Raw genomic sequence first — 14,218 nt, 5'->3', positions numbered from 1 at the left:
TCATCGACAGACCGGGGCTTCCCTTCGGTCCAGCCCCGGCCACCCGGAGTTGTGCAGCAGCGACTTTCAAGAAATGGACCGGGCGGTCCCCTTTCCGTTCTGGGCGGCCCCGTTTACCGTGGTGCACCCGCGACCGGCCAGGAACCTGCCATGCCCGATTTCGACCGACTTGAGACCTACGACTATACGCTGCCGGAGGAGCTGATTGCCAAGGAACCGCTTGCCCGGCGAGATGCCTCGCGGCTGCTGGTCGTCCGGCGGGCGGCGGGCACGATCGAGCATCGGCAGATCGCGGAGCTGCCGGAACTGCTGCTGGCGGGCGATTGTCTGGTTGTGAACGACAGCCGAGTGCTCCTGGCCCGGCTGCAGGGCGTGCGGACCAGGACCGGCGGGAAGTGGGAGGGACTGTATCTCAGTTCGGATGCTTCAGGTCGCTGGCGACTGATCGGACAGACGCGGGGAAAATTGCAACCCGGCGAGGAGCTGGCGATTTCGGCGACCGGGTTCGAGCCGCTCCGGCTGACGCTGATCGAGCGGATTGATGAAGGGGGCTGGCTCGTGGAGCCGCTGCAGCCCGGCAGCCCGGTGGAGCTGCTGGAGCGATATGGGCAGGTTCCGCTGCCGCCGTACATGGACCGTGAACAGCCGACCGAGGCGGATCGGGAGAGGTACCAGACGACTTACGCCCGGAATCCCGGGTCGGTGGCGGCTCCGACGGCGGGGCTGCACTTCTCGCCCGAACTGCTGGCGGCCTGTGCGGCGCGGGGGATCGACCGGACGCACGTGACGTTGCACGTGGGGATGGGGACGTTCCGCCCGGTGAGCGTCGAGGACGTCCGCGAGCATGTGATGCACTCGGAATGGTGCGAGCTTTCGACAGAGACTGCTGCGAAGCTCCAGTCCGTGAAGGCGGCCGGAGGTCGGGTGGTCTCGGTCGGCACCACAAGCTTGCGGACGCTGGAGTCCGCGGTCGCGGCGGCGGGCTGGCGGGCCTGGAGCGGCGAGACCCGGCTGTTTATTCGGCCGCCGTATCAGTTTCAGGCGGTCGACGTGCTGTTGACGAATTTTCACCTGCCGAAGTCGACGCTGCTGATGCTGGTGTCGGCGTTTGGCGGGTATGAGCTGATCCGTGAAGCGTACCGGGAGGCGGTGTCGGAGCGCTATCGGTTCTTCAGCTATGGCGACGCGATGCTGGTGCTGTGATGGCTGCGTTCGAGAAGCGAACCGAAGATATCTCACAGAGGCCGCGGAGAAGAAAGTCATACGAAGAGTTCTCGTAACGACGCAACATTGTAGAAATCGAACTGTGGGGGCTGATCGCGAACCGCTGATCGGCCATCGCCGGAAGAAACCGTCTCTGGCGATCAGCGAGACGCGATCTGCTCTCGTCCTCTGACGTTCGCAACGACTTATTGCAGCGACCGTTTACTGTTCTTTTTTCGCGTTCCGCGTGTGGTTGTGGCACTCGATGCACGACATCACGCCGTCGACCCAGCGCAGCGTCGCCTGGTCGAAGTTCTTCGCTTTGGCGGCTTCGCTGAGCCGGCGGGTGATCTCACGGAATTCGCGATTGTGTTCGCGGTACTCGGCATCGCGGAAGACGGCGAGCAGTTCGGGCTTCCCCATCGCTTCGCCGAGTGAGTTGGCGCCGGCGATGATCATGTCGGCGTCTTCGATGCAGAGTCCTTCGAGGATCTGCGAGGAGGCGTCGAGCTTTTTGCGCATGATCGCAGAGAGTGCTTTGGCCTTGTCGTCCTGATTGGCGCTGGCGTACGCCGCGCCGAGGCACCATGCTGCGACGAGTCCCGTTCCCACTGCCGCCACCGCCACGATCGACCTGATGCGCTTCATCATGCTGCTCCCGAAACACGTCCATGAGGGATTGCTGGAAACCGCGACGACGGCTCGCGCGGCGATGTTGGAAAGATAGCGGATTGCCGACACGTGCAACAGGTCGGGAGCTGGCGACCTGATTCGATTCGCGTGAAATCGGGGCCGGGCCGAAGGGAAGCTCCGGTGTCCGGGCGACTCCGGGGCATTGCGACGACGCTGCTGTCCCGGCCACCCCGGTCTCGCGGACGGAACGACGGTCCTCGGGGACTCATGGCAGAGGGACATTGCCGTCCAGATAGCGCCAGTTCTTGAGAAAGGCGATCAGGTCGGCCATCTGCTCGACGGTGACGTTTTTCTCGACGCCGACCGGCATCAGGGACTGCCCCGAGGCTTTCAGCTCTTCGAGGTCTGTGCGGAGGAGGGTTTCGGTTTTTCCCTCGGGCTGTTTCAGCGTGATCGACGAGGACGTTTCCGCGGTGATGATCCCGGTGAAGACGCGGCCGTCTTCGAGCACGGCGGTGTAGCCGAAGTAGTTGTTGTCGACCGCTTTGTTCGGGTCGAGGATGTTCGTCAGCAACGTGGCGGGGGTTTTGTCGCGCGTGTCGCCGATGTCCGGCCCGACATTGACGCCGATGTTGGCAATCCGGTGGCAGGTGACGCAGTTCTTTTCGAAGATCGCCCGGCCGCGGAGCTCGTCTCCCTTCCGTGTGAGAGCGGCTTCGTACTGCTTGAGGACAGCGACACGGTCGGCATTGCCGGCGGCAAACAGAGCGGCGGCCCGTTTTTTCAGTTCCGCATTGCGATGATTCGACAGGCGGGCGGCGCGGGTCGGCTCGATCTCTGCCACTTGAATTCGCTTCGTCTCGACGGCGGTGAGGATTGCTCCAGCTCCAGTTTCCGTCGCCAGCAGGGCGTCCAGAACGGCCCGGCGGACCGTGGGGGTCTGGCTTCCGTAAATGGCAACCAGTTTGCCGGCCGCCTCGGGAGTGAGGAAGGGGGCGGCGGTCTCCAGTGCGGCGAGTTTGATCTCCGCGGGTTCGCTCCCGGAGACGAGATCGAGCAGGAGCGGGACCGCATTCACGGGAAGTGGGTTCCAGCGAAACATCCGCAGCGCTTCCGTTCGCAATTCCAGCGAATTACCGGCGTGCTTCAGCAGTGCACCGGGGAGCAGGAACAGGCCTGCATCGGCCGGCTTCAAATGCTGCGCGCAGAACGCTTCCCACGACTGCCCGCGTCGCGCCAGCCCGCCGCCAATGCCGCGCACGCACGCGGCCGCCAATCGCAGGCGTTTCAGATCGTTTTCCGAGAGGTCGTCGAATGCCAACTGCAGGATCGGCACGATGACATTGGGATCGCGCTGGCTGCCGACGACTTCGCCGAACTGCGTGGCCAGCTCCAGCCCACCCTCGGGGAACTTGCCGGCAGCGATCCAGCGCTTCAGGGCGGCGGTCAGGATTGCTCCGGTCTGGTCGCCGGCCGAGCTGGCGACTGCGAGTCGGATCCAGGGATCCGAAGGGTCGTCAATGATCAGGTCGCTGAGGGCTGAAATCCGTTCCGCCGCCGGGGTTTCGCCGAGTGACAGCGCCAACTGGAATCGGACCAGCGGATCCCGACTGGCTTTGAGCGGGGCCAGGTCCGCCAGCGCGGCCGGGTTGGATATCAGGATGGGCTCGTAATCTCTCAGTGCAGCCGCTGCAACGATTGGTGAGGAATCATGCAGAGCGGTCTTGATAACATCGACGGGCAACTGCTGCAGAACCTGCAGCAGTCCGAGCGACAGCAGCCGGCTTTCGTGAGTTTTCCCTGACTTGACGGTCGGCAGGAGCTGCGGGATGACTTCGGCGTCGCCGGCGATCGCCCGCTGTAAAAGCAGTCGCTGGGCGGTCTCGCGCTGCCAGGCGTTCGGGTGGGCCAGGAGTGCGATCAGGTCGGAGGTCGCTGTGCCGGGGAGTTGCAACTTTGCGAATTTCTTCGCCGAGGGGCGGATGCGCCAGATGCGGCCGCGGTCGGTTCCTTCGAGCAGATCCCGGCGGGTTTTCAACTCCTCGGGCATGAACTGAGGGTGCTCGATCACGGCGCGATACATATCGACCACGTACAGGGCGCCATCGGGGCCGTACGTGAGATTGACCGGGCGGAACCAGGAATCGGGGCTGGCGAGGAATTCGCGGTCCTGATAGGGACTCTTGCCAGTCAGCGCGACACCTGCCTCGGTGATGACTTCGCGATGGACGAGGCTGCCCGTTGGGTCGCAGGTGAAGGCATTGCCGTAATACTCTTTCGGGAGCGCGTCGCCGCGGTAGATGAGCACGCCACAGGCGGCGGTGAACTGCCCGGCATGGAGCGTCGAGGTCGTCCAGGCATTGCAGATCGGGTAGACACGCGAGGCCTCGCCGGCCGCGGCGACGTCGTGCACGACGCTGCTGACGGCGAGGAACGGATTGCGTTTGAGATAGCGTTCTTCCAGCACCACCTGGATGCAGGGATTGCGGTTGGTGGTCACGAATCGGCGGCCTGCGTCGTCGAAGGTCAGGCCGAACTGGCCGTGGCCGCTGACGGCTTCGAACTCGCCCGTGATGGGGTGGAAGCGGAAATCGTGGCCGGTGATGGGGACGGCGAGCTCCTTGTTCTTCGTCTGCGGCAGATGCGAGCGGACGGTACCGCCGCGGAGGCCGTTGGCGATGTAGATCCAGCCGTCGGGGCCGAGCGTGGGGTGATTGGCGCGGAGCTGGGAATTCTCTTCGGTGAAGCCGGTGAACCAGGTTTCCTGGTGTTCGGCTTGGCCGTCGCCGTCGCGATCAGCAATGAAAGCCACCTTGCCGGACAGGGTGACGATCAGGCCGTCCTGCCAGGGGAGGACGCCGGTCGGAAAGAGCAGGTTCTCGGCGAAGGTGGTGCTGGTTTCGTAGCGGCCGTCGCCGTCGGCGTCTGTCAGTTTGCGGATTTTGGAGAGGGGGGGCTCGCCCGGTTTGGGGCCGTGCGGGTAGTCGCGCATTTCGACGACCCAGAGTTCACCGGCGGGACCGAAGGCGATGGCGACGGGGTCAATGACTTCGGGTTCCGCGGCGACCAGTTCGATGGTCAGTCCGTCGTCGAGACGGAAGATTTTCTGCGCGTCCGCGGGGGAAAGCGGTCCTTTGACCAGGGGCGCCGGGTCGGCGGCGCTGGCCGCACCCGACCAGAGACTTCCGAGCATCAGCAGTGCGTATCGCGCGCGCACGGTCCACAGCATTCCTGCGATCCTTCCAGCGGTTCGGGGGACACCCATCAATAAGTGTGGATCATAGCCGGGGCGGGGGCGGAGCGGCTACCGGGGGGGATTTTCGAATTCTCGGGAACCGTTCCCCGTCGAGCGGTGTTTCTCTGGCAGATTGCAGGGTGTCCATCGGCGGCAGGACATGAGCGACGACGTCTCCATCATTTCACGCGTGCTGGCCGGCGCCGCCGGAGCATTCCGGGAACTGGTGGAGCGGCACGAGCGGCGTGTGTACGGTCTTGCCTGTCAACTGTCGCGGAATGCCGTTTCCAACATCAGTGTGCCCGCAGAGCCGCTTTCACGCAGCGACCAGTTTCCGCACCCGACAACCCCGCATTTCCCCGAAAGTGCAGAACCGGATACACTGAAACATCGGAAAACCCGGCCAGCGACCGGCAACTTCGAAGCAGGGCGAAATGCAGGACCACAAATCACTTCGGTATTCGATCGCCGGGCTGGCGATGGCTGTCGTCCTGATCCCCCTCGGCATCGCGATGATGTTGCCACATCTGCCGGCCCTGGGACGCGCCCCCCTGCGGTACTCCGGTGGATCGTCGTTTCCCCGATCTACGTTGCCATTGCTGAAGCAGCCCATCGACCTGCTTCCCGAGCGACCAGCCTGGATGACGAATGTTCAAATCTACGATTTCGATGGCAACGGTCTGAATGACGTCATTGCCTGTGATGCCCGTCGCCACCGGGTTGTCTGTCATCGACAATTGCCGGGGGGGAAATGGGAGGAGCAGATCCTGGCAGAGGGTCTGCCGGCGCCGGCCCATGCCACCATCGTCGATCTGGACCAGGATGGCGACAACGACGTGCTGGTTTCCGTCCTGGGAAACATCTGGCCCGATGACGGCGTGATCGGTCGGCTGGTGCTGCTGGAAAACACGCCCGCAGGGTTCGGACAGCGCGTGCTGCTGGACGACGTCCGCCGCGTCGCCGATGCCCAGGTCGGCGACCTGAACGGCGATGGAAGGCCGGACATCGCCGTGGCGGTCTTCGGCTATGCGCACGGGGAAATCCTGTGGCTGGAAAACCTGGGCCACCTGACCTTCCGCGACCATCGGCTGCATGTCGCGCCCGGGACGATCCATGTGCCGCTGGCCGACTATGACGGGGATGGCGATTTGGACATCGCCGCAGTGGTCTCACAGGACGAGGAGGAAGTCTGGGGCATTGAGAATCTCGGAGCAGGCCGGTTCGAGTCCCACCGACTGTTCTATTCGCCGAACTTTGACCTGGGAAGTGCCGGCTTGATCGCCGCAGATCTGGACGGCGACGGCGACACTGACCTGGTTCTACCCACCGGCGATAACCTGGAAGAAGAACACGCCTATCCCCAACCCTATCATGGATGCCTGTGGCTGGAGAATCGGGGCGACTGGGAATTCGCTGTGCATCGGGTGGCGGAGTTTGGCGGCGCCTATGCCGCAGCCGTCGGGGATTTGAACGGAGACGGTCACCGGGACATCGTGCTGGTGAGCATGGTCAACGAGTGGGAGAACCCGCGGCACGCGAGCATTGTGTGGCTGGAGAACGACGGCCGCCAGAACTTTCACATCTGGCAGATCGACGAATCACCGACCCATCTGGTCACCGTGGCGTGCGGTGACGTGAATGGGGACGGTCGCGACGACATCGTCGCCGGCGGCCTGCATCTGCTGGGACCGTATGATCGGCTGGGCAGCATCACGGGGTGGTTCAGTCACGTCGAGGAGGTCGCCAGATGATCTTCGTGTGGCGGATCCTCGCCATCGTGGTTGTCCTCGAAGTCCCCTGGGCCGGGTGGCAGGTGTCGCGCTCGCTGTCTCGCGCGCCGGTTCCGAATCCCAACCTGAGCCGTCTGGATGACTCGACGGCAGCGGATCTATCAGCCTTGCGCGAGGGGCTCGACGAATCGCAGGCCGAGTCCTGGCTGGAACTTGCCGAGGCCTACCTCGCACACGGCTGCCATCCCGAAGCGGAATTGTGCTTCCGCCGGGCCGCGGAACTGGACCCGGCATCGGGTCGGATACTCTACGGCTGGGCGAGCGCACTCGAGCGACTGGGGCAGATGCAGTCCTCCCGTCAGCGGTATGCGCAGGCGTTGGCCCTGGTGTCCGAATCGCATGCCCAAAGCTGTCACTACCGGATCGGGCGAAACTTCCTGCGGGAAGAGAACGTGGAGGAGGCCAACGCGGCCTTGCAGCGCGCCGGTGATTTGCCTCAAGCCCTTTACCTCCAGGCGAAAAATGCCCTGCGCCGCGGGGATCTCTCCGAAGCCACCCGATTGCTCGACCGGCTCGAGAGACAGATGCCAGACGCCATTCAGACGATTCAGCTTCAGGCCGAATGTCATTCCGCCCTGGGGCGAACCGAGCAGGCCGCCGAATTCATCAGCCGGCTTGAACGGGTGCAGGAGCGCATGGATTTGAACGATCAGAACATGCACATCGCGATAATCGCCACACGCTACGGAATGTTGCGCAGGCTCAATCAATGTTCGCAACTTGGCGACCCCGGCATCGCAGCCGAATGCGTTCTGGCCGCCATCCCCGGTCATCACCAGGAGTACTCCTTCCTGCCGAAAGCGGCGGAACTGCAGCTCAACGCGGGAAACCCCGCCGCAGCCCTGGATCTGTTGCAACGGGCCGTCCAGCAGGGTGTTCTGAAACCCGCCCTGCTCGAACGGATTGGCGACGTGCACATGTCCATGCACCATGTCGATGAGGCGCTGGACAACTGGCGCCGGGCCATCCTCCTGGGGGAAACCGCGACGGTCCACGGCAAGCTAGCCGCCGTGTATGAACAACGTGGGGATCTGGAAGCGGCCCGGCGCCATGCCGCGCTGCAGCTCGAGGCCACGGGAGTCGCGGCCTACCGCAACGACGCCCTCGATTCGGCGAAGTCAGCCCTTCAGGACGCCGTGATGCAGAACCCCGCCTCGGCTCGCTCGTGGTTCTACCTCGGCGAAGTCTACAACGCCCAGGGAAACCGCTCGAACGCTCAAGCAGCCTACCAAGACTGTCTGAAGCAAGACCCGAACCACGGCCGCGCGCTGGCGGCGCTCAGCCGGCTGCGGCCCGGCCAATCAGATTGAGCCTGCCCCCAGCGTCTCCGGGGCGAGGATTCTCAGTCACTAAAGACAGCGCAGCAGACCATCGCAGCGGAGAAAGTTTTGGGGGCTCCCGGAGCGATGCGCCGCGATTCGGCCAATTCATCAACCGACAGCTCTCCGCGAGTCGCGTTCGGCGGGGTGGCACAGGTTGATTGGGGGATTTTCGAGTTTCCGGGAACCGTTCCCCGTCGACCGGTGTATTACTGTCGGACGGCAGGATGACCAGTGGCGGCAGGACATGAGCGACGACGTTTCCATCATTTCTCGCGTGCTGGCCGGCGATGCCGGGGCATTTCGGGAACTGGTGGAGCGGCACGAGCGGCGCGTGTACGGCTTCGCCTGGCAACTGCTGCGGGATGCCGGGGAGGCCGAAGACGTTGCGCAGGAGGTGTTCGTCGCGGCGTACCGCAAGCTCGGGGAATTTGAGGCAGGCCGGGCGCAGTTTTCGACGTGGCTGCTGGCGCTCACCCGCAACCGCTGCTGCAACGTCCTGCGCGGCCGGGAGCGGCGGGAAAGAATCGAACGACAGGTTTCCCGGCCGTTGCCGGCGGCGGAGGCCGCGCAGGCGGATGGCGAAGTCTGGCAGGAACTCGACCGGGCGCTGGAGCGGTTGCCGCTCGAACAGCGGACGGCGTTCGTGCTGGCGGAGTTGCAGGATCTGCCGTACGCGGAGATTGCGGCGATTGAAGGCGTGGAGATCGGCACGGTGAAGTCCCGCGTGAGCCGGGCGAGAGAGCGATTGCGTGAGGCGCTGCAGGACTGGCAGCCTGCTTGCGCGAAGCGAGAGTCGACATGAATCACGAAGAGACCTGGGAACGCTGGAAACAGGTGCAACGGGAGGTTCGCCCCCCGGAGGGGCTGGCGGATCGCGTGCTGGCGCAACTGGGGCTGGCCCCCCCTGCTCCGCCGGTCCGACGGAGTCGGTTCTGGCCGGCGCTGGTTTGCACGGCGGCGGTGGTGGTTTGTGCGGTGCGGCTGGGGAGCGTGCTGGAGTTTGTGCTGGCGCCGAGCGTGGAGGCGTCCTCGGACGCAACGGTTGTCGCGGCGAAAGACGTGAAGGAATTGAAGCATGTTGAACCCGGTCATCAAGGCTCGTGAGCCCTGGCTGGCGATCACGCTGTCGCTGTTGTGCGGCGGGCTGGGCCAGATTTACTGCGGGGCCGTGCGGCGCGGCCTGCTGATCAATGGCGGCTGCCTGCTGCTGGGGCTGGCCATCGTGGGGCTGGCGGCGATTGCCACTTCCACGCTGGCGGTGGCGGTGTTTGCCGTCGTCGCCCTGGGGCTGGTCTGGCTCGCGCTCTGGTCGGTGCGGGATGCGGGTCGGCTGGCGCGGCTGCCGGAAATGCGGGAGTACGCCCTGCAGGAATACAACGACCCGTGGGTCTATACGATCCTCATCCTGCCGACAGTTCCGCTGGCGATTGCGCTGGCGCTGTTTCTGCGGTCGAACGTGGTGGAGGCGTTCGTCATTCCCAGCGATTCGATGGCCCCGACAATCGTCGCGGGAGACCGGATTCTGACGAACAGACTGGGAATTGCCACGCGGACGCTGGAACGCGGCGACCTGGTGGTCTTCCGTAATCCACTCGACCGGCGGCAGAGGTTCATCAAGCGCATCGTCGGCCTGCCTGGCGACACCGTGTCTCTGAGCCGCGGGACCGTTATTGTCAACGGGCAGGCGCTGACGCAGACTCTGATCGCGCCGCCTGAGGCGGATCGTGGGATTGACGTGCTGGAGCGGCAGCCCGATCGGCAGTACGCCATCCGCCCCGATCGGGATGGAGAGTTCGCGAACGTGTCGCCGGTCACTGTCCCCCCCGGAGCCTACTACGTGCTTGGCGATCACCGCGGCAATTCGAATGACAGCCGGACGTTCGGGGCGGTGTCGCACGGAGAAGTCGTCGGCGTCGCCACGTACCGCTACTGGCCGGCGAAGTCCTGGGAGCGATTGGGGGCAGTGCGGTAATCCGCGTTGGTCCGGCTGATGCAGGGATCAGTCCGCGGCGGAAATCCGCACCACATCATCGTACATCCGACGTTCCCAGCCGACCACTTTTCCCTCGGCGTCCATCTGCGGAAAGGCGTGGACGGGGGTGAATTCGGCGGCCCAGCGTCCGCTGGCGTCCGGGGCGACGTTGACCTCCAGGTGGCCGTAGTGCTTGCCGCCCGAGACGAGCCGGCGTCCTTCCCAGACTTCGGGGACGTCGTGGGCGAGGAATTTGCGGTGGGGGTTGTCGAAACCGGTCGAGGGGCCGCGGAGTCCGTCGCCGGCGATGCCGACGTCGAAGAACTGGATGAGCTGCGGCCGGGTCGAGCCGTCGGGCCGAGTTTCCGTTCCGGCGACCTCGGATCGCTCCAGGAGTTCGTCGTGGCCGGAGATGACGGCGTCGACTCCATAGCGGAAGAAGAGGGGCAGCATGATCCGCAGGGCGATGCCCGACTGGCCGGAGAAATTCGGGCTGCCGAAGGGGATGCTGTGAGGGCCGGAGCCGAACATGGTGTGGTGGAACTGCACAAAGGTGAAACGACTTTTCTGCTGGGCGTCGGCGAGCTGAGTTTCCAGCCAGCGGTACTGCTCGGAACCGGGGTTGAAGTCGGGGGCATGGCTGCCGGTGAGATTGTGGTTGGTGTCTGCGGCGGTGTTTTCGGGGAGACCGTCGCTGGAGTCGACGGTGATCAGCGTGATCGGGCCGTGGTCGAGCCGGTAGTAGCGGCCGTGATGTTGCGGATTGGCGGCGTCGTTCGACGGGACTTCGAAGTACGTCAGAAACTTGGCGGCGCCGAAGTTGGCCCCTTCCGCGCTGTAGCCGCCGCCCGGGCCGGCGTAGTTCTCGTGATTGCCGAGGGCGGGGAGCACGGGAATCCGACTGGCGATGGCGCCGTATTCGCCGGCGTTGTGGCGCCAGAATTCGTCCCAGTCGCGCTGTTCGCCGCCGGTCTCGACCAGGTCGCCTGTGATGAGAATGAACTGGGGTTTGCGGGCGGCCATGATGTTGAGGTTTTCACGATAGCCCGTGGTCTGGTCGACGACGTACTTCGTCAGTCCTTCGGGGCGATTGTGAACCGGCGGCGCGGGCCAGTCGACGGGGGGGCTGGTGGAGGATTCGGGCTCGGTTTCGGAGTCCGAACAGGCGAGGAAGCGGACGGGTTGATCGGGGCCGGGGGCGGTGGCGAAGCGACTCTCGTACGTCTGGTCTCCCTGACGGACTGCGTAGCGGTACTCCGTTCCGGGCTGAAGCTCGGTGACGCGGATGCGGTGCAGCCAGGGGACGGCGGGATGCGGGCCGCCCGGTTCGGGTTTGAACGGATTGTACGCCAGCGCCGCGGCCTGCACAGGCTGAGATGAGAACGTACGGGGGCCGCCGGGCATGTCCACCGTGAGTACGCCTGGCTGGTTGTCCTCGGAGAGCCATCGGACGGTGATGGCGTCGCGGGCGGGATTCTGCAGATAGGGCCGGACGCGGAATTCTTCGGCGCGGACGAAGGCGGAGCCGAGGAGTGCGGTTGCGAGCAGCAGAAATGCGCGCCATTGGGGCATCGAATACGTCCTGAACTGAGAGTGGGGAGTCTGCGGCTCGGAACATGGAACCGCGGTCCTACGGTTCGTCGATCGAGTCCGTGAAGAATTCGAAGCGGCTGACGCCCGAGGAACTGTTTCCGCCGAACAGCAGAACTTCGGGGTTGCCTTTCGAATTGATCCCGAGCAGCGATTCGGTGTGGTCGTCGTGGACAAAGGGCATGGGGCCGACATTGACGAATTCGTTCTTCGCGGCGTCAAAGATCAGCGCGGAATTCAGCTCGACATCCGGCCCGGTGGGGGGATCGTGTTCGCCGCCGGCAATCAGGATGTATCGCCCGTGCAGCTTGTGGTCGGCGGGGAACAGATCGAAGGCGGAGTAGTCGCTGCAGCCGACCTGCACGCCCGAAGGGGCGGAATTGAATCCGGCAAGGCTCGGCCCCGGCGAAAACTTTCCGGTCGCTGTGTCGAAGAACCACGTCGCGTCGGACGTCACTCCATCGACCACGTTCTGGCCGCCCGGCAGGAACACTCGACCGTCGAAGAGTTCGAAGGCTTTGGTGTCTTTGAGAGACGTCGGCAGACGGCCTGCGGCGATGGTCCACGTATCCTGCACGGGGTCGTAGATTTCGGCGCTGGTTTGTGCGCCGCCGATGACCACTGCGCGGCCGTCGCGGAGCGTCAATTGAGCGTGCAGCGCCCGCCCCTCGTGCAGCGGGGCCGCGGCCTGAAAACGATTCGTCTGCGGATCGTAGATGTCGACGGCCGTGGCACCCGCCCCTGACAGATTGTTTCCGGTCGGATTTCCGCCGGCGATCAGAATGCGGCCGTCGCTTAGCGACGAGATGCCATAGCTCTGACGCGCCACGGAGAGAGTGTTGGCGGTCAAGGAGAATTTGCCGGTCTCCGGATCAAAGACCTCGGCGGTGTCGAGAGCGGCGTTTGGCAGAAAGCCGCTGGCGCCGCCGGCGAACAGGGCTTTGCCGTTGTTCAGCGTAATGGCGTCGAGCGACCAGCGCGGCGAATTGAGCGGGCCGGCGGGCATCCAGCGACCGACGGCGGGATCGTACAACTCGGCAGTCGCAACGGCGGCGAAATTCAGGGACTTGCGATTCAGCCCCCCTGCGGCGATGACCGAGCCGTTGCCCAGCCGCGTTGCCGCTCCCAGCAGATGAATGCTCTGGAGAGTCTGCCGGGGATCGCCATCGGTCCATTGGCCGCGAATCTCGCCGCCGGCGGCCACGGAGGCCAGGGACAGGATTGCAATGCTGCAGATGACGCTTCGAAGGAATGGAGAGCACGCTTCCATCTCGATTCCGGTCCTTGCGAGGGGCGATATCAAAGAGACAGAGATTGGCGAGCTGCGAACGAAAAGAGCGTCCCGCGATCCGCCTGCGGACCACGAGACGCTCGATCGCATTGAGGAGTTCTCCATCCGTCCCGGCTTAGAATTCGCCGATCACGTTGCCGTCGTTGCGGCCAATCAGGTACTCGAACACGCTGTTGACGTAGAGCGGGCCGGCGTGGGAGGGGGCCGCTCCGCCGATGCTGTTCGGCTTGAAGTCGATGTTCTCGCTGATGAACCGGACCGATCCGTCGCCGAGAACGAAATGGACGCCTCCGGTGTGGTTACTGGAGAAGCCGCGCGATTGGTGGCCGGCATTGGTCACGGTCTGATTGAGTCCCCAGTAGGAAATGCCGACAGCGGCCAGGCACGAACGGCACTGCTGATTGGCATAGCTGCCAACCGATGTGGCGGGGCTGAAACCGAGGGCATTGCCGGCGCCGATCGGCAGATTCTTGATGCTGAATGCGCGTTCGCCGATCAACAGTGTGTTGCTGGTGCCGTCGGTGATGTCTTTGAGGCCGACCTTGGAATCGTTCCAGGCCACGCCGAGCGGCGGACCGTAATCGGATTCTCTGACGGACGGCGTAATGCTGTCCCCCGCATCGGCCACCATGACGTAGTTGGAAGTGGCAATCGCGACGTTCGCCGTTCCATTGGTGGCGTTGCGATTATATGTGTCAAGGTCTGTGGCGGAAGCCGCCGCCGTCGCCATGGCGCCGGAGAAGTTATTCAGCCCCGGGCCGGTGTCACTGGCGCAGCGGAAGGCCGTCAGGGGAGTGGTCAGCGCCTGGGCGCGGGCGCCGCCCGCAGCCAGATTCTGATCGATGCGCGACGTGCCCGGCTGGACCAGATTGTAGAGCGGGGCCTGGTCGATGTAGGGCAGAACCATGGAGCCCCAGCTCCAGATGGTGGGTTCGCCGGTAAACACCTGGTAATACTGGCTGACCCATCCGGGGGGAAGGACGCCGAACACATCGTGGTAATTGTGCAGGGCCAGTCCCATCTGTTTCAGATTGTTCTTGCACTGTGTGCGTCGGGCCGCTTCGCGCGCCTGTTGAACGGCGGGGAGCAGCAGCGCGATCAGAATTGCGATGATCGCAATGACAACCAGCAGCTCAATCAGCGTGAAGCCGCGTCGAACACCTTGTCTCGAACTCATCAAAC

The 14,218-nt window shown here is 64.4% G+C and carries 11 protein-coding genes; 6 read left to right on the top strand and 5 right to left on the bottom strand.

The features are described 5' to 3' along the window. Positions 1-150 precede the first annotated feature (150 nt). Entirely contained in the window at positions 151-1,203 is a 1,053-nt protein-coding gene (gene queA / locus SH412_RS12545; RefSeq protein WP_336523860.1) for a tRNA preQ1(34) S-adenosylmethionine ribosyltransferase-isomerase QueA, read from the top strand. A 222-nt stretch (positions 1,204-1,425) separates the two neighbouring features. Here the strand turns inward: queA and SH412_RS12540 are convergent, their stop codons facing one another. Then, positions 1,426-1,854: a hypothetical protein gene (locus SH412_RS12540; protein WP_336523859.1), complete on the bottom strand. Its 429-nt coding sequence runs from the start codon at positions 1,852-1,854 to the stop codon at positions 1,426-1,428. Between the two features lie 247 nt (positions 1,855-2,101). After that, positions 2,102-5,065 (bottom strand): PVC-type heme-binding CxxCH protein, encoded by a 2,964-nt coding sequence (locus tag SH412_RS12535; RefSeq protein ID WP_336523858.1) that lies wholly within the window; start codon positions 5,063-5,065, stop codon positions 2,102-2,104. A 440-nt stretch (positions 5,066-5,505) separates the two neighbouring features. On the opposite strand from SH412_RS12535, the gene SH412_RS12530 reads away from it, so the two are divergent. From SH412_RS12530 to lepB, 5 genes are all read left to right on the top strand, one after another. Next, the gene (locus tag SH412_RS12530) at positions 5,506-6,822 is read left to right on the top strand and encodes an FG-GAP repeat domain-containing protein (RefSeq protein ID WP_336523857.1); all 1,317 of its coding nucleotides are present in this window, start codon (positions 5,506-5,508) and stop codon (positions 6,820-6,822) included. Then, positions 6,819-8,171, top strand: coding sequence for a tetratricopeptide repeat protein (locus SH412_RS12525; protein WP_336523856.1), 1,353 nt, complete (start codon positions 6,819-6,821; stop codon positions 8,169-8,171). The genes SH412_RS12530 and SH412_RS12525 overlap by 4 nt, the downstream gene beginning before the upstream one ends. Before the next feature lie 256 nt (positions 8,172-8,427). Further along, positions 8,428-8,985 carry an RNA polymerase sigma factor gene (locus SH412_RS12520; RefSeq protein ID WP_336523855.1) on the top strand — a complete coding sequence of 186 codons (558 nt, stop codon included), beginning with the start codon at positions 8,428-8,430 and terminating at the stop codon, positions 8,983-8,985. Next, a complete protein-coding gene (locus SH412_RS12515; protein WP_336523854.1) occupies positions 8,982-9,287 on the top strand; it encodes a hypothetical protein in 306 nt (101 codons plus the stop codon). Before SH412_RS12520 ends, SH412_RS12515 begins: the two co-directional genes overlap by 4 nt. After that, entirely contained in the window at positions 9,259-10,155 is an 897-nt protein-coding gene (lepB, locus tag SH412_RS12510) for a signal peptidase I (RefSeq protein ID WP_336523853.1), read from the top strand. Before SH412_RS12515 ends, lepB begins: the two co-directional genes overlap by 29 nt. 27 nt (positions 10,156-10,182) lie before the next feature. On the opposite strand, the gene SH412_RS12505 is transcribed toward lepB, so the two are convergent. From SH412_RS12505 to SH412_RS12495, 3 genes are all read right to left on the bottom strand, one after another. Beyond that, positions 10,183-11,727, bottom strand: coding sequence for a metallophosphoesterase family protein (locus SH412_RS12505; protein ID WP_336523852.1), 1,545 nt, complete (start codon positions 11,725-11,727; stop codon positions 10,183-10,185). Between the two features lie 58 nt (positions 11,728-11,785). Continuing rightward, positions 11,786-13,015, bottom strand: a complete 1,230-nt coding sequence (locus SH412_RS12500) for a Kelch repeat-containing protein (RefSeq protein ID WP_336523851.1) — start codon at positions 13,013-13,015, stop codon at positions 11,786-11,788. A 136-nt stretch (positions 13,016-13,151) separates the two neighbouring features. Next, positions 13,152-14,213 carry a DUF1559 domain-containing protein gene (locus tag SH412_RS12495; protein WP_336523850.1) on the bottom strand — a complete coding sequence of 354 codons (1,062 nt, stop codon included), beginning with the start codon at positions 14,211-14,213 and terminating at the stop codon, positions 13,152-13,154. Positions 14,214-14,218: the final 5 nt, after the last annotated feature.

The sequence above is a fragment of the Planctellipticum variicoloris genome, from assembly GCF_030622045.1.
Lineage (GTDB): Bacteria > Planctomycetota > Planctomycetia > Planctomycetales > Planctomycetaceae > Planctellipticum > Planctellipticum variicoloris.
The sequence above is the reverse complement of the archived record's forward strand: the minus strand, read 5'-3'. Positions and strand labels throughout refer to the sequence as shown.